This is a genomic window from Bradyrhizobium sp. IC3123, assembly GCF_020193625.1.
Classification (GTDB): domain Bacteria; phylum Pseudomonadota; class Alphaproteobacteria; order Rhizobiales; family Xanthobacteraceae; genus Bradyrhizobium; species Bradyrhizobium yuanmingense.
On sequence record NZ_JADYVF010000002.1, the window covers coordinates 860,377 to 878,151 of the forward strand.

Sequence of the window (17,775 nt, forward strand, 5' to 3'; positions counted from 1 at the left end):
GCTCACTGCTCCGTTCCCACCAGTTCCTGGAGCTCTTCGGCATCGAATTCTTGCTCGATGAGCCTGATCGACACGACCCGGGCAAATGAGGCAAGATCGGGATGAGCGAACAGATCCGAGACCGCGATTGACACGCCGATCTCCTGCGACACCCGGCTCAGCACCCGCACGGCGAGCAAGGAATGTCCTCCGAGCTCGAAGAAGTGATCGTTGCGTCCGACCTGATCGACGTCGAGCAGCTCCGCCCAGATCCCGGCCAGCGCAAGCTCGATCTCGTCCTCGGGTGCCTCGTAGGTGCGACGCGCCAACGCATCCTCGCCCGGCGCCGGCAGTGCACGCCGATCGATCTTACCGTTAGCGGTGAGCGGCAACTGCTCCAGCACCGTCACCGACGACGGCACCATGTAGTCAGGCAGAACGGCGGACAGTGCATCGCGCAAGGCGCGGCCGTCGAGCGACGGCCCGCCACTCGCATAGGCGAACAATTGGCGCCCGGTCCGGCCTTCGCCCGCCACAACGGCCGCCGCACGCACGCCACGCTGCTCGAGCAGACGCGCCTCGATCTCTCCGAGCTCGATACGGAAGCCGCGGATCTTCACCTGCTGGTCGGCGCGGCCGACATATTCAATCACGCCGTCGTTGCGCCAGCGCGCGAGATCGCCGGTGCGATAGAGGCGCGTGCCATCGTCGCTGAACGGATCGGGGACGAACCGCTCCGCGGTCAGTGCAGCCCGGTTCAGATAGCCGCGGGCCTGGCCAACACCACCGATGAACAGCTCGCCGGTGACGCCGGCGGGAACGATATTGAGGTCGGAATCGAGAATGTGCGCCGACCTCGCACCAACGGGCCGTCCGATCGGTGCGGGCTGGTGAGGTGTCAACGCGGCGGCGTCGACGATCCACGCCGTCGGCGCGATCACCGTCTCGGTCGGGCCGTAGGCGTTGACCAGAAGATCGATAATGAAAGCTTCTCGAAATGCCCTGACCCCGGTATCGGACCAGGCTTCGCCGCCGACGATACAGGCCCTGATCGCCAGCCTGCGCCCACCCGGCCGCAATGCCGCGCTCAATTGATCCGCATAGGCCGGCGGCAGGAAGATCGAGGTCACCGCATTGCGGGTCATCTCGCTGACGAGATCGTCAATCAGGAGACCGGGCTTCAAAGGCAGGACGAGCGAACCGCCCGTCATCAGCGGTACCAGCCATCGCTCGTGGGCGATGTCGAAATTGATCGATGCCGTCTGGAACTCGCGGTCACGCGAGGTCATGCGGTACAGCCGGCCGATGGCTTCGCAATGCATCGCCAGCGGTCCGCGCGCAACCGCCACGCCTTTCGGCGCGCCCGTCGACCCGGACGTGTAGATGACATAGGCCAGGCTGTCCGGATGGATTTCGATGTCGAGGTTCCCGCCGTCCTCGCCGGCGCGCGGCGATGGCTCGTCGATGCAGAGCGCCTCGACCCCGGCTTCGCGCAGCACCGGTGCAAGCGGCTCGAGCAGCGCGCCTTGCGTCAGGACCAGCGCCGCGCCGCCGTCACGCAGCATGTAGGCAAGCCGCTCGGCCGGATAATCCGGATCGAGCGGCAGATAGGCGCCTCCGGCCTTCAGAACCGCGAGCAGCGCGATGATCATGTCCGGGCTTCGGCTCAGGGCAATGCCGACCAGCCGATCCGGACCGATATTCCAGAGGCGAAGGCGTCGTGCGAGTGCGTTCGCACGCGCGTTCAACTCGCCATAGGAGATGCGCTGGTCGCCGCAGACGATGGCAATGGCAGACCGCGCCTGCGCGGCCTGCGCTTCGATATGCATCACGACGTCGGCGCAGGATGATGCGGAGGTCAGCCGCGCTGCGCCACTCCATTCGAGAGCTCGTCGCGCGTCCTGCTCGACTGCCGCAGAGAGATCACCGAGCGCACGTTCCGAATTCGCCGCAATCCGTTCCAGCAGGGCGTGGAGAATGTCGCGAAAACGCAGGATCGCCGCTTCGTCGAACCGGCGCCGGTCATAGTTGAACTCAATGTTCAGCCGATCGCCTGCAGCGAACACCGCGACCGCCAGCGCATAGTTTGTCGGCGTCACATGCGCCACACGTCCCAGCCGCGGACCACCTTCCCCGCCTCGCAGCACCCCCTCGTCGATCGGATAGTTTTCGAACACCAGGATACTGTCGAACAGCGGCTGCCCGGCACGGCCGGCGAGGCGCTGAATGTCGTAGAGCGGCGTCCAACCGTGCTCGCGCAGCGCCAAATTCTGTTCCTGCAACTGGCGCAGCCAATCGCCCACGATAGCTTGCGGGCTGGTCGCATCGACGATGGTAAGCGTGTTGATGAAGAGGCCCACCATCTCCTCTGAACCGGGCAATTCGGCCGGACGGCCCGAGATGGTCACGCCGAAAGAGACCGCGGACTGCCCTGAATGACGCCGCAGCAGCTGTGCCCATGCTCCTTGTATGAGCGTGTTGAGTGTTACCCGTTCATGCTTTGCAAAGGACTTCAATCGCTCGGTCAACGCTGCGTCCACCGCAAGCCCGACGCTGGCATGGCCTTCGGCGAGGGATGTTTTGGGGGGCGTCAGTGTGTTCGCGAGCAATGTGGGCGCCTCAAGCCCTGCCAGAGCCTCGCGCCAGAACCTCTCGGCGCTCTCGCGATCGCGGCCCTGCAACCATGCAATGTAGTCGCGATAGCCGCCCTGCACGGCCGGCAGCGGGCGGCCGCTCGCCTGCTGCAACACCTCGGCCACGAGCCGGGCCGAGCTCCAACCATCGACGAAGATGTGATGATGGGTCCAGATCAGCCAATGCCTGTCGTCGTCGAGACGGATCAGACGGATACGCTGAAGCGGCGGCCGCGAAATGTCGAAGCCCATCGCGCGCTCACGCCGGAATATCTCCGCCAGCGCGGCTTGCAGATCCGGAGGCGCGCTGCCGCGCCAGTCCTCCTCGACGAACGGCACCGTCACATGACGATGCACCATCTGCTGCGCTGCGCCCGACAGGTTCTGCCAGACAAACCCGGTCCGCAGGGCCGCATGCCGGTCGCTGACTATCTGCCACGCGGCTTTCAGCTTGCCCGCATCGACGCCGAACAGTTCGAGCCCGACCTGATTCACATAGGCGTCGTTGGCACCGTCGCGCAGCGCATGAAACAGCATGCCCTGCTGCATCGGCGAGAGCGGATAGATTTCCTCAATGCCGCGAAGATCCAAGGCCGCAGCCAACCGATCGAGATCAACCTGAGCGAGCCCAGACAACGGGACATCCGATGGCGTGAGGCCGAACGCTCCGTTGCAGCAATGGGCGATCAGTTCGCGCAGTGCGTCCTTGTAATGTGCGGCAAGCCGCTCGACCGTCGCGTCCCGGTAGCGCTTGCGTCCGTATCCGAGAGATAGTTCCAATCGGCCGTCACGCACGAGGCCAGTGATGTTCAGCCAGCCGCGCATGGGTGCCGTGGCGCTACGCGAGGGACCTGCACTCTCCGCTGCGAAGGAGAAGCGCTGGTTGGTGCCTATGTTGGCGTCAAAGCGGCCTAGATAGTTGAAGACGATCTGCGGCTCCGCCAATTGAGCCAGAGCATGGCGCTGCTGCTCGGAGCCGAGATGGCGCAACACGCCATAGCCGATCCCGCGATTCGGAATCGCGCGAAGCGTCTCCTTGACCGCCTTGATCAGCGACGCCTCGTCGCCTGCATCTTTCAGCCGGACCGGGAAGGCCGTCGTGAACCAGCCGACGGTGCGGGACACATCCGCATCTGGGAAGATCTCCTCGCGGCCGTGGCCTTCGAGCTCCACGGTGATCTCGTCGTGCTGGCTCCAGCGCGACACCGCGCGCACGAGACCGGCGAGCAGGAGATCGTTGGCCTGGGTCCGATAGGCAGCCGGCGCCTGTTCGAGGAGCTGTGACGTCAGGTCGGCATCCAACACCAAGGACACCTCGCCGCCATCACCGACGCGATCGACATCGCCATGGTCGTCGTTGCATGGCAGGCGTGCGCCGGCGCCACGATCCAGCCAATACGGCAATTCGGCCGCGATCTCCGCCGTTCCCGTATAGGCATGCAGCCGCTCGCTCCACGAGGCAAAGGAGTCGCTCTTCGGCGGCAGCGCGACGGGACTGCCACGCTGCAGCTGGTCATAGGCCAACGCCAGGTCTTCCAGCAGGATACGCCAGGACACGCCATCGACGACGAGATGATGGATCGCAAGCAGCAAGCGTTGGCTACCGTCCGCCAGGTCCATGCCGACCGCGCGCAGCAGCGGTCCCGAAGACAGTGAGAGGCTTTCCTGCGCAGCGCGGGCGAGCGCCGTGACCTCCATCGCGCCGCCGACGCCCGCATGAAGCCATAACAGTTCGGTTGAACCCGGCGCCGGTCCCTGCTCCCCCCGCCAAGCACCATCCACCTGCTTGAACCGCAAACGTAACGCATCGTGATGGTCCGAGATGGCCGCAAGCGCGCGCCGCAGCGTCTCCCAATCGACCTGCATACGGGGCAGCAGCAGAACCGCCTGGTTCCAGTGATCCCGGTTGGCAATGTCCTCGGCGAAGAAGCGCGTCTGAATCGGCATCAGATGGGGCATGCCAGATGCGGTGTCGCCGACTGACGCCTTCGCCGCCGGTCTCTCCTTCTTGGTCGTCCCCGCCGATATCACGGCGACCGTCGCCAACCCGGCAATCGTCTGCTGGCTGAAGATCTGCTTCGGAGTGAGCCGGATGCCGCGCTTGCGCAAGCGGGCGATGATCTGCAGGCTCAGAATCGAATCGCCGCCGAGTTCGAAGAAATTGTCATTACGGCCGACGCGCTCGCGAACGAGCACCTCGCACCAGACCGCCGCGATGGCAGTTTCAATATCCCCCGCAGGCGCGGCATAGCCGGCCGACGCCCCCTCTTCGGCCGGTTCGGGCAAGGCGCGACGATCGACCTTTCCATTCGGCGTCAGCGGCAATTGCGCCAACATGACGATGTGTGACGGAACCATATAGTCCGGCACGATTGCAGCCAGCTGTTGCTTGATCGCATCGGCCTGTGGAGCGGCGCCGCTCTCAGCCACGCAATAGGCGATCAGCTCCTGGCGCTCACTTTCACCGATGGCGCGTGAAACGACCACTGCGTCACCGATTCCCTGCAGCGCCTTGATGACGCGCGCGACCTCGCCCAACTCGATGCGATAGCCGCGCAACTTGATCTGGTCATCAGAACGACCCAGGAATATCAGCCGGCCCTCGCGGTCGCAGCGGACACGATCCCCGGTTCGGTAGAGGCGCCCGCCCGCGGCGCCGAACGGATCCGGCACGAAGCGTTCCGCGGTCAGGCCCGCCGCGCCGCGATAGCCCCGCGACAGCCCAGCGCCGCCGACATAGAGCTCGCCAACGACTCCGATCGGCACCTCGTTCAAGGCGTCATCGAGGACATGGACGCGCAGATTGGCAAGAGGCAGACCGATTGGAACCGGACCGTCCTCGCAGCCTGCCGCGCACTCATGCGTCACCGCACCGACGGTCGTTTCCGTGGGCCCGTAATGATTCAGGATCCGGCATTCCGGCCGCATGCGCCGGACGTCGTCCAGCAGCGCGCCATCGCACGCCTCGCCGCCCAGGACGAGCGCGTCGCGGGGGAGCAGATCGGCCGAGCGCGAGGCCTGAAGCAGCCCTCGCAGATGGCTCGGCACGATCTTGAGAATGTCGACCTCGCCCTCGCGCATCGCTTGCGCAAACGCATCCGCATCGAACACGGCCTCCGGTGACAGCAGATGCAACGTGCCGCCGGATGCGAGCGCACCGAACAGGACAGTGTGGCCGAGGTCGGCCGCCACCGTCGAAACCATCGCCATGCTCGCCGACGGGCGCGGCTTCAGGCGCTGCAACAAGGCTTGCACGTAATTGGCCAAGGCCCCGTGCGAGACGCTGACGCCCTTAGGCGCGCCGGTCGATCCGGAGGTATAGATGACGTAAGCGGTCTGCGCCGGGTGAATGATCGTGTCGGGCGGCAGGCTCGACACCTCGGCGCGCGCCGCTTCCGCCTCCGCGTCGAGCACCAGGCAGCCCAGCTCGCGCGCATCCGCCAATTTGTCGCCCGCCGCAAGCATGATGTCGATGCCACCGTCGGTCAGGATACGGCGGACGCGCTCCAACGGCCATTTCGGATCGAGCGGGACATAAGAGCCGCCCGCCTTCAGCACACCGAGCAAGGCGACGACAAAGGCCGGAGAGCGCTCGATCCACAGCGCAACCGGTGTCTCGCGTGCCACGCCCTTCGCGATGAGGGCGTGTGCGATACGATTTGACCGCTGCTCGAGCTCCGCAAAGGTCAGTTGCCCCCGGCCGCATCGAATGGCGATGGCGGTCTGTCGATCGACTGTCGCCGCGCGATGAAGGCTCACCACATCGGCGAAGCCGAACGCCGCAGCCTCACTCGGCACGGTCTGCCGGTGTCCGTCGTCGATGACGAAGTCCGATATCCGCCGCTCGGCGTTGTCGGCAATCTGGCGCAGCATCGAACCGAATTGCGTCGCCAATCGCGCGATAGTCGGACGCTCGAACAGATCGGTGGCGTAGTTGAACGTGACCTTCATGCCGACGCCATCGATGACGTCGAGGGCGACATCGAAATGCGAACCAGCGAGATCGACAATGTCGATGTCGGCAGTGAGCCCCCCGACGCCGGAGAAACCGCCCGGCGCCGTCATGTAGTTGAACTTCGCCTGGAACAGGGGATTTTGCCCACCGCTGCGTTCGGGCTTGAGGCCGTCGACCAGCATTTCGAACGGAAGATCCTGGTGCGTCAGCGCCTCGACCACCGACTCCCTGACCTGACGCAACAGGCTGGTGAAGCTCGCTTCGGCGGTCATCTCGGCCCGCAGCACCAGCGTGTTGACGAAACATCCGATCAGTCGTTCGAGCTGCGTATGCCGGCGCCCGGCGACCGGCACGCCGACACGCAAATCACTCTGCCCGGTGTAGCGCTGGAGCAGCGCGTAATATGCGCCGAGCAGCAGCATGAAGACGCTGACGCGCTGCTTGCCGGCGATCTCCCGGAGCCGGGACGCAAGCACGGCGTCGATGGCCAGACCGATCGTATCGCCGGCATGGCTCTGGATCGTCGGGCGCGGCCGATCATGCGGCAGCGCCAGCACCGGGTGAACATCGCCGAGCTTGGCGCGCCAATAGGCGAGCTGCCGATCGCCCTCGCCGCCCGCAAGCCAGCTTCGCTGCCAGGCCGCAAAATCAGCATATTGAATTGCCGGAACCGGCGGCACGCCTGCGCCTTGACCAGTACCGGCTCGATAGAGAGCGGCCAGCTCTTCGAGCAACACATCAAGCGACCTGCCATCGACGATGATGTGATGGGCCAGCAGCAGCAGTTCATACGCATCGTCCGCGAATTGAAGCAGCACGACGCGCAACAATGGCCCGTTCACGAGATCGAACGGCTTGCCGAGCTCTGATCGCCTGACCGTCTCCGCGCGCTCGGAGCGCTCCCGCACAGAATAGGCGCGGAGATCCTCGTGCCGAACGCCGATGCTCATGACATCGTGGACGAGCTGCGTCCCACGGCCGTCTCTGGCGATGAACGTGGTGCGCAATATCTCGTGACGACGGACGATCTCGCCGAAAGCACGCGAAAGCACTGCACGGTCGAGCCGTCCCTTCAGACCGATTGTGCTCGCAACGGTATAGGCTGTCCCAGCAGGATCCATGTTCCAGAGGAACCAGAGCCGCTCCTGTGCGTGCGACAGCATCGTGCGATCGGCCGCGACGGCCCATGGGATCGGCGGGAGCGCCCGGCCAGCGCCGGTGCCCGCCAAAACATCGATCCGGCCAGCGAAGGCCGCAAGCGCCGGCGCGTCGAAGAAGGTGCGCAGCTCCACTTCCACGTTCAGGCGGTCGCGGATCGCCGCGGCTACTTGGCCAGCCGCGATCGAGTTTCCGCCCAGCACAAAGAAATCGTCCTCGCGATGCACCGCCGCGACGCCAAGCGCCTCGCACCACATCGCAGCGACGGCGCGCTCGGTATCAGTCGCCGGCACCGTCAGGGATGCAGTGCCGCGGCGACGCCCTCTCTCGAACACCGCGAAGCTGTCGAGCGTGTTGTCGGCGAGACGCGTTGCGCAGGCCGACCGCTGCAGCTTGCCGCTCGTCGTCAGCGGCATCGCTTGCGGGTTCAGCAGAACGATCACGGCCGGATATTCCTGCGCCTGCCGGAGCACGGCTTCGCCGATCGCATGTGCGAGCGCTTCCGGATTGCTACGCTTGAGCACGGCGCGGCTGAACTCCGCCGCCACTCCGATGGCTTCACGCCCCTCGACCTCGATGGGAAAGGCGGCAACCCGTCCGCTGCGGACGGATTCGACCTCGGCTTCGACCGCCTGCTCAACATCCGTCGGATAGACGTTCTGCCCGCGAACGATCAGCAGGTCCTTGAGACGACCGGCCACCACGAGTGCGCCGTCGCGAAGGAAGCCGATGTCGCCGGTCCGCAGCCAACGCGCACCATCTCGCTCGACGAAGGCTTGATGCGTGGCCTCGACATTGTTCCAGTAGCCGAGCGCGACACTGGGACCAGTGACCCAGATCTCGCCCACCTCATTCGCCTCGGCCACCGCCGATTCGTCGACGCGCATGATGCGCACGGCGTGACCAGCGGCGGTTCGACCGCATGCCACGAGGTCCGTGCCTTCGCTGGCGCTCGCGATGCGGCCGGCGGCAAGTTCCGCGGTGTCGAGCGTGTAGCTGACGGTCTCGGCGGTGATGTCGCCGGCCGTGACCAGCAGCGTCGCCTCCGCAAGTCCATAGCAAGCCGTCAACGCCCGTCGATCGAACCCGGCCCGCGCAAACCGGTCGCCAAATTTCTCGAAGGTGGTGCGGCGGACGAACTCCGAGCCCGAGAACGCAAACCTCCACCGGCTGAGGTCGAGCCGACGGATGGTCTCTTCCGAGATGCGGTCGGTGCAGAGTGAGTACGCGAAGTCGGGGCCACCGCTCAACGTGCCGCCGTGACGGTCGATGGCCTCGAGCCAGCGCCGTGGCCGCTCCAGGAAGTTCCGTGGCGACATCAGGACGCCGGTAAAGCCCGTGAACAGCGGGTTCAGAAGTCCGCCGATCAGCCCCATGTCGTGATAGAGCGGCAGCCAGCTCACAAACACATCGTCCGGCGTTCCACTACAAACCGCTTCGATCGCACGCTCGTTGGCCGCTAGATTGCCATGGGAGACGCAAACGCCCTTCGGCTGCGAGGTCGAGCCGGATGTGTATTGGAGGAACGCGATCCCATCGGTGGCAGGCCTCGTCTCGCACCAGTCCGCGGCGAGATCGGGCGAAATCGTGTCCACCGCAACGATCTCCACGTCGGCGAGCTCGGGCAATGCCGCCTCGATGAGACCGCGCAGCCCCGTCTCCATCAGGATGAAGCGAGGCGCGGCATCCCGCAGGATACCGTTCAGTCGTCCTGCATAGCGCTCGGGACCGCCCTCAGGCGGATACGCCGGCACGGCGACTACGCCCGAATACAGGCAGGCATAGAATGCGACGGCATAGTTGATCCCGCTCGGAAGCAGAATCACCGCCCGTTCGCCCGCACCGCCCATCTGCTGAAACCATGCCGCAAGCGCCCTGATCCGAGCGTCCAGCGCGGCAAACGTCAGCTCATCGGCAACGTCGTCGCCCTCCAGGAATCGCAACGCCACCTTCTCCGGTCGCAAGGCGGCATGCTCTCGCAAGCGTTCGACGAGGTCGGATCTGTCCATGTTCTCAAATTCCTGTCCGGCCGCGCGCCGGGAATCCCCACGCCGAGTGCCGCCGATCACCCTTGCCGATGAGCTTCGGCCATAGCGACGATCACCTTGCGCGGCCCCTTGAACGGGGCACGCGCGTGCGCAGTGAGCATGTTGTCGAGCATCACGACGTCGCCGGCCTGCCAGGGAAAGCTGATCCTGTGCTTCTCGAGAACGGTCCGGACCGTTGACAGCGTCTCATCCTCGATCGTCGAACCGTCGCCATAGAAGACGTTGCGCGGCAGATCGGCTTCGTCCTCGACCACGTCGAGCAGACTCTCGCGCACCTCCGGCTCGAGATTGGAGACATGGAACAAATGCGCCTGGTTGAACCAGACCCAGTCACCGGTGACCGGGTGCTGCGCCGTGCCCTGACAGACCTGGCGCGTACGAAGCTCCCCATCTTCCTTCCACTCGCATTCGATGTCGTGGCGAGCGCAGTAAGCCTCCACCTCCGATCTGGAGTCGGTGCCGAACACCTGCTGCCAGTCGACGTCGAGCCCGTTGCCGTAGTTCCGCACATACATCACGCCCTTGTCGGCAAACCGCCCGCGAATGGCCGGCGGCATGTCGCGATAGATGGCGCGGCTGTCGGCGATCGGGGTCTCGCCGCCTTCCAGCGCCGGCTGCATGCAGTAGAACCAGATCTTCATCGGCCAATCGCGGGTATAGGCCTGCTCGTTGTGCAGCGGGATATGCTGGTGCGGCGGATATTCCGTGGACGTGTAGACGCCTGAGGTCACCTGCGAACGCGGCGTCGACCCGAACTCGTAGGTCAGCAGCGGATGACCGAAATCGGCCGCGAAGGCTCGAAACGCATCGGGACCATCGAGCGCGAAATCGCGAAACACGATGCCGCCGCTGTCGGTCAGGTACCGGTCGATCGTCGCGCGCAGCACGGGAAGGGCTTCGCCGAGCGGCTGCCCGGCCTCACCTGCCCTAAGCAGCATGGGAAGAGCCTTGCCCTCAATGAGTGGCTGGACGGAGAACGCGCTCATGATCCTCGCTCCGATGCGAAGCAATCGATTGCCCCGATTGCCGGGCCAGCGCCCAGCCGATCCGGTCGATCAGTTCGGCCTGCTCTGTGTGAATGAAGAAGTGATGCCCGGGCAGAATATCGAGCGTGAATGCCGCCGAGGTCTCCTGCCGCCAAGCCTCGAGTGCTTCGCGGCTGGTCTCGTCGTCCGCTCCGCCAAAAACGTGTACGGGGCACGGCAATGGACGCCGCGGCCGGTAGACATAGGCCCCGCACATCAGAAAGTCTGCGCGCAGCACCGGCAGCGCGGATCGCATCAACTCGGCATTCGACAGCGCCTCGTCGGGTGTGCCCTGAAGATCACGCAGCTCCTGCATCAGCGCCTGGTCGCTCAGGGGATGGCGCCACTTGCTGCCGTCCCGCACCGCCGGCGCTTCCGCACCCGAGGCGAAGAGAATGGCCGGCGCAGGCACTCCGCGATCGAGCAGGCCATGTGCGAGCTCGAACGCGATCACGGCACCGAGGCTGTGCCCGAACAATGCATAGGGCCCGTCGAGCTGCGCCGCGAGTTCACCAGCCAGCTGCGCCGCCAGCACGCGCGGATCGGTCGCCAGCGGCTCGTCCATGCGCGCACCGCGGCCGGGCCATTCCACCGGCCGAACGTCGATCCACGACTGCAGAAGCCTGCGCCACCGCGCATAGAACATGGCACTTCCGCCGGAATAGGGCAGACAAAGAAGCCGCATCGGACGACCGGACTTCGCTGACTACGTCGTCTGCTGAGGCGACGCGCCGTCCATGAACTTGCGCAAGCTGAGCGGGCGCATGTCGGTCCACACCTGCTCGATATGGTCGAGACATTCCTTCTTGCTGCCTGACTTGCCCACCGCCTTCCAGCCGGCCGGAATCTCCTTGAACATCGGCCAGATGGAGTATTGCTCTTCGTGATTGACGACGACGGTGAAGGTGACGTCGTCTCTGTCGAACACCATCATGGCGCGATCCCCTTTTCGGAAAGCGAAAGCAGAGACGTTTGACTAGGTGAGAAGCCGACGAGGGTCAAAGCAATATCGACGCGACTTTTTTTAAGACCTCAAAACTGGCGACGAGCGGATGCAATGCAACCTCCGCGTGGCGCGCCAACATGCGGCAATTTATCGAGATTTCAGAACACGTCGCAGATTGCTGCAATTCTAACTGTGCAGGGAGGAACTTTTCCGAGGCGGCGTGATCCCGCGCTTTTGTCGCCGGCAGCGTTTCATTGTGTTGTCATGAATGCGTTGAATCGGCCACGACGAAACAATGCCGCCGCGGATCCCGCGGCGGCATGAACTCCGGCTTCCAGGAAAGCTGCCTAAAAGTTGAAAGTGGTAGACACCAGATAGGTCCGAGGCGCGCCAAGCGTGATGACGCCGTTATACGCCGAGGCCCAGTAAGCTTTGTTTCCGACGTTTTCGATGTTGGCACGTACCACGATCGGCTTTCCGTTCCAGGGCGACGTAAAGGTATATCGCGCTCCAATATCGACGCGAGTCCATTCCGGCAAAGTGAGCGTGTTCGTAACGTTGACGTACTGCGAGCCCGTATAGATAACCCTACCCGTGAACGTGAGGCCTGGTACGAACGGTGTGTCCCATTCTGCGCCCATGTTGACGTTGACGACGGGGACGCCGACCGCCTTCTTTCCGTCGGTCAGCCCGCCTGGAGTTCTCTCCTGCACACCGTCGATCAGTGCGACGCCACCGAGAACGCGGATGTCGGGAGTGATCTCGCCGAAGACGTTGAGCTCTGTACCCCGGTTGCGCTGTCTACCATTGAGTTGTTGAGTCGCAGATACGCCGGAACCAACTCCGATGATGCTCGGCTGGCTTATATCGAACACGCTCAGCGTAGTTGTGAATCGACCAGCGTCGATCTTAATTCCTGCCTCGGCCTGCTTCGTCTGCGCCGGCGGGAAAACAGTCCCGACGTTCGCAAATGTACCCCCGACCACAGTCGGCGTCTGCAGTCCCTCAATGTAGTTTGCGTAAAGCGAGACGTTCTCAACCGGCTTAACGAGCAACGCATATGCCGGACTCCACACAGACGCATCTCGCTCCGGTCGGCTCAGACCGGGCGCGAGGAAATTCCTGACCTCCGACCCGGCCGTCTGGTGGCGAACGCCGACCGTAAACTGGACACGCTTATCCAAGAGTGAGATCGTATCCGAAATCCCGACGCTCTCAAGAGAAACATTCGTCCACTGGTTGGCCGCAATGTTGTTCAGCGTGGGTTGCGGAATATTTGTCGGCTCGGTGTAAAGGTTCCAGTAGATTAGATTGGCAGCAGGACTCGGGGTACGATTCCAGACCTGCTGGCGGTAGGTTCGGTCGTTGATCGAGTAATTGACATTTACGGCGTGGTTGAGGGGACCGGTGTCAATATTGGCGCGAACGCCAGTCTCCCCGGCGAACGTTTCGAATGTTTCTTTGCCACGTATTGGTTGAGAAGATATCCCCCCCAGCTGAAACACGCTTGGCGGCGCGCTCATGTTCGTCAGAATTGGCGACGGGTAAGTGTAATTGATATTGCTGTCGTGATAGCCAAATGCTGCATAGGCAGTCACCCAGTCAGCAAGGTCGACCTCACTGCGCGCGGTCGTGAAGAAATCGGTCGGTGCATAATAGGCCCAGGGAACTTGAAAATTGAGCCCGGCTTTTGGTGGCGGAGGAATGAGTGTGGTCGTGGTCGGAATCGTAAAGAAGCGCAACGGCGGCTTCAGATTATCGGCCTGATAGCCGATATCGACCGCCGCGCGCACGCGCTCTCCGCGATAATCGAGGCCCAGAACGACGTTTCCGAATTCGTCAGTCTGACGGTTCCACGGCGTGTTTCCGTTCGAGTAGGTACTGTTCAGTCGAACGCCCCACTCTTTATGCTCCCCGTAGCGGCGACTAACGTCCATATTCTGACCAAACTGCGATCGTGAGACATAGGTTGCCGTTAGCTGCGTAATGTCGAAGTCGGGCGCATGCTTGGTGATCAGATTGACGCTTCCACCAACTGCACCGCCGCTCGCAACGCCAGTGCCGCCGGCCGTCATGCCATTGAGCAATGCGCTCGGGCCCTTCAGCACTTCAACGCGCTCCACGAAATTTGCGCCCGAAGAATAGTATGGTGCGATTCCGTAGAGGCCGTTCAGCCCATAGTCGCCGCTGTCGTAGTAAAAGCCACGAATAAAGAGACTGTCCGCACCGCCACCGGCTGCCTGAACGACCCTGACCGAGGGATCATTCGCCAGGACATCACGGATCGTGCGCGCTTGCTGGTTCTGCATCAGCTCCGCCGTATAGCTCGTCTGGTTGAACGGCGTGTTCATCACGCCGCGATTGCCGAGCAGACCGAGGCTTCCGCCGGTTGCAACCTGGCCGCCTGCGTAGGCGGGCGGCACCGTGCCGACCGTTCCGGTCGAGGGCACCACATAGGGAACGGGTGCAGCCTGGCGCGGAGGCGCCGCGGCGACTGATCGCTGTCCACGCGAGGCGCGCGTCGACTGTGATCTCTGGACCGGCTGACGAACTCTTGGCTTGGGGGCATCCACGGTCACGGGCGGCAGATTGGATTGCGCAACCGCATGCTGAAGGTCACCCGAAGATTCCATCGACAGTGCGAGATAACTCACCGCGCCCAACGATAGTGTACGCACGATTTTCCTGGCCGAGAGTTCACGCAACATTCCTGCGCCCCAATTCCACTTGCAAGCACGTCCCCGTCGCTTCCTAACATACGACGGTGCTGCGAGAAGGAATTGGGACCTAGAAATTATCTAAGGTTGCACGACGAAACCGTCGTGATCGGAGAAGCGATTTCCTGCTTCGAACTTCACTGCAAATTTTCGAAAGCTTCTAGTTTCAAATCGTTCTAAGCGCCGATCCAACATGTGACATGCAGGCGATACGCTGTCACTCCGTCCGGAATTCTCTATTTAGCCAAGCAGGTTGCGTATGGTGCGCACGAATATTCTTGCACCAATTTCTATCAACTGATCCGGAAAGTCGTAGTTCGACTCATGCAGCCCGGGATGCTCTTTGCCGGCTCCCAGGAAAAACATCGCCGACTTCGAACGGGAGCCAAAACGTCCGAAGTCCTCGGAGCCACGCAGTGGAAGGCCCTCCGCCGAATGTCGCACCCCCTCTGCGTCCAGCGCGCTTCTAAGCTGGGCAACAGCATCGACGTCGTTTGCGCAATGATTGAAGACGTCGCGATAAGCGATTTCCGTGCTCAGCCCCTCACCGGCCGTCACGCGCCGAACCAAGTCTTCCGCCTCCAGGCGGAGCCGTTCCATCATCACGTCGGTGCATGTTCTCAGTGTCGCCCACAACTCGCCGAAGCCCGGCGCGATACCGAACGCAGGCTCCCCAAGTCTTGCGTGGGTGACCGTCAGCATTGAGAAGTCGTCGTCTAGCTCCGTCCCGCGCCCGAGCGCGGGTATCTCCAGCAGAAGCCTGGCGAGCGCGTCTTTCGGGGAGATACCGAGCGCCGGATTCGACGCGTGCGTCGTTCGTCCTGATAATCTGATCTGCATTCCTTGCGAGGCGCAATTCACCAAACCTTCGGCAAGAGAGACCTGTCCAAGACCGAGGCCGGGAAGGTTATGCAGCGCGAAGACAAAGTCGGGCCGCACCTGCTCAAACTTCGCGTCAGCCAGAACGGCGGCCGCACCGGACCCGTCCTCCTCGGCCGGCTGAAACAGGAGTGCTACGCGACCTCGGCTTGGACGTTGCTGGCTCAGATCTTGCGCTACGGCCGCCAGAATTGCCATATGACCATCATGACCGCAGAGATGGGCCTTTCCTGCTACCAGTGATCGATGCTTGAGTTCTGGTTTTTCCTGGATCGGCAGTGCATCCAGTTCGGCCCGAAGCATGATCGTCGGGCCAGACTCACGTCCATCATAGATTCCAAGCACGCCGTGACCACCGAGGCCCGAAACGATCCTGTCGGCACCCGCCGCCTGAAGACGGGCCCGCACGGCTTCCGCGGTTTTTGCCTCTTGCCCCGACAGTTCCGGCACGGCGTGAAGATGGCGTCGCCATGCCACCAATTCATTCAGATCGTTCTCGGTCAGGAACATTGGGCTTCTTTCTCACTCGTGACCGGCGGCGAAACGCCTGTTGTAGTCGCTGCACTGCTCTCGTCAATTCGATCGCGCGGAAGCCGAGCTCAGTATCACGCCTCAGACCGTCTGCTCAAATTTGCAGTCGATAGATTTTTGTGCATCTCCCGGTGCACACATCGTGCACACGCCGCCCCTTAGCCGATTGAAAATATTGAGCTCTCGCTCCAATCCATCACGGGCGCCGTAGAGAGCTTTCCATCGTCGCGGTCTCGCCGCGGGCCTGCGGCCGACGCCTTCGTCAGCGCGGGACGACGGCCGTCGCCTCGATCTCGACACGCGAGGATGGCTCGACGAGACGCACGACCTGCACCAGCGCCATGCTAGGGTAATGGGTGCCAATGACCTCGCGATAGACTTTGCCGAGCGCTTTCAGGTTCGACACATATTCGTCCATGTCCACGACGTACCAGGTCAGGCGCACGAGATGGTCCGGCCGCGCGCCCCCCTCTGCCAGAATCGCGACGATGTTCTCGAGCGTCTGGCGGACCTGCGCAACGAAGCCGTCCGCAAATCGCCCGGCTGCGTCCCAACCGACCACACCACCCGTCACGATGAGTCGTCCTTCAGCCATGACGCCATTCGCATACCCCTTCGGCTGCGGCCAGCCGCTGGGCTGAAGCAGTTGCAGACCACGCGTCGCGGGGACTTCCGGCTTGCTGATCGTGCTCATGCGTAGTTCTCAATCCCTTCAGCGCGGCTTCAACAGCTCGCGGGCGACAATCAACTTCTGGACCTCGGTCGCACCCTCGTAGATGCGCAGCGCGCGGATTTCGCGGTAGAGACTTTCGACGACCTCTCCCTTGCGCACGCCGCGGCCGCCGAACATCTGGACGGCACGGTCGATGACGCGCTGCGCGGTCTCGGTGGCGGTCAGCTTCGCCATGGCGGCTTCGCGCGTCGTCGGAAGCTTCTGGACATCGCGGCGCCAGGCCGCGCGGTAGGTCAGCAGCGCCGCCGCGTCGGTGTCGGTCGCCATGTCGCCGAGCGCGGCCTGGGTCAGTTGAAGATCCCCCAGCGTCGCACCGAACATGTTTCGGCTGCGGGCATGCGACAATGCCTCGTCGAGCGCGCGACGGGCAAAGCCGAGGGCTGCGGCGGCGACCGATGCGCGGAAAATATCCAACGTCTGCATCGCGAGCTTGAACCCGCCCCCGGGCGCGCCGAGCCTACGGCTCGCGGGAATCCGGCAATTAGTAAAGCGCAACGTCGCCAGCGGGTGCGGCGCGATGACGTCGATGCGCTCGGCAATGCTAAAACCGGGATCATCCGGAAAGACGACGAAGGCCGAAATGCCGCGGGCGCCCGGCGCCTCGCCCGTTCGCGCAAACAGCGTATAGACGTCGGCAATGCCGCCGTTCGAGATCCAGGTCTTCTCGCCGTCGATGACGTAGGTGTCGCCGTCGGCCCGCGCCGTGCAGGACATCGCCGCGACGTCCGACCCCGCCTCCTTCTCGGAGAGCGCGAAGGCCGCGAGCCATTCGCCGGAACGCACCTTCGGCAGCACGGCCTTGCGCAACTCCGCCGAGCCACCCAGTGCAATCGCTCCGGAGCCAAGCCCCTGCATGGCGAAAGCAAAATCGGCGAGGCCATCGGCATAGGCCAGCGACTCGCGCGACAGGCAGATCGAGCGGGAATCGATCGACGTCGCATCGCCATCGGGCGCCGCGACCGCGCAATCGAGCAACCCCGCCGCGCCCATCGCGCGCACAAGCTTGCGACAGGCACCATCCACATCATTGTGATCGATCTTGTCGAGGGCTCCCGACTGCACGAAGCGATCGAGCGCCTCGCCGATCGCAAGATGGCGGGGCTCGAAGAACGGCCAGTCCAGCCATTCGCGCCGGATCATCTTTACCACGGAGTTCATCCGATCCCTCCTT

8 protein-coding genes are annotated in these 17,775 nt (G+C 63.5%); all 8 read right to left on the minus strand.

Annotated features, from left to right (window positions below; all coding sequences use genetic code 11):
• Positions 1-2 precede the first annotated feature (2 nt).
• Positions 3-9,734, minus strand: a complete 9,732-nt coding sequence (locus I6F20_RS09555) for a non-ribosomal peptide synthetase (protein ID WP_225125889.1) — start codon at positions 9,732-9,734, stop codon at positions 3-5.
• A 56-nt stretch (positions 9,735-9,790) separates the two neighbouring features.
• Complete coding sequence (locus I6F20_RS09560) at positions 9,791-10,759, minus strand: TauD/TfdA family dioxygenase (protein ID WP_225125890.1); 969 nt, start codon at positions 10,757-10,759, stop codon at positions 9,791-9,793.
• Complete coding sequence (locus tag I6F20_RS09565) at positions 10,728-11,483, minus strand: thioesterase II family protein (RefSeq protein WP_225125891.1); 756 nt, start codon at positions 11,481-11,483, stop codon at positions 10,728-10,730. Before I6F20_RS09565 ends, I6F20_RS09560 begins: the two co-directional genes overlap by 32 nt.
• Before the next feature lie 21 nt (positions 11,484-11,504).
• Positions 11,505-11,732 (minus strand): MbtH family protein, encoded by a 228-nt coding sequence (locus tag I6F20_RS09570; protein WP_225125892.1) that lies wholly within the window; start codon positions 11,730-11,732, stop codon positions 11,505-11,507.
• Between the two features lie 359 nt (positions 11,733-12,091).
• On the minus strand, positions 12,092-14,452 hold the full coding sequence (locus I6F20_RS09575) for a TonB-dependent receptor (RefSeq protein ID WP_225125893.1): 2,361 nt from the start codon (positions 14,450-14,452) through the stop codon (positions 12,092-12,094).
• Positions 14,453-14,701: 249 nt separating this feature from the next.
• Complete coding sequence (locus I6F20_RS09580) at positions 14,702-15,850, minus strand: amidohydrolase (RefSeq protein ID WP_225125894.1); 1,149 nt, start codon at positions 15,848-15,850, stop codon at positions 14,702-14,704.
• 283 nt (positions 15,851-16,133) lie between these two features.
• On the minus strand, positions 16,134-16,565 hold the full coding sequence (locus tag I6F20_RS09585) for a RidA family protein (protein WP_057029852.1): 432 nt from the start codon (positions 16,563-16,565) through the stop codon (positions 16,134-16,136).
• 18 nt (positions 16,566-16,583) lie between these two features.
• Positions 16,584-17,762: an acyl-CoA dehydrogenase family protein gene (locus tag I6F20_RS09590; RefSeq protein ID WP_225112776.1), complete on the minus strand. Its 1,179-nt coding sequence runs from the start codon at positions 17,760-17,762 to the stop codon at positions 16,584-16,586.
• Between the last annotated feature and the right edge of the window lie 13 nt (positions 17,763-17,775).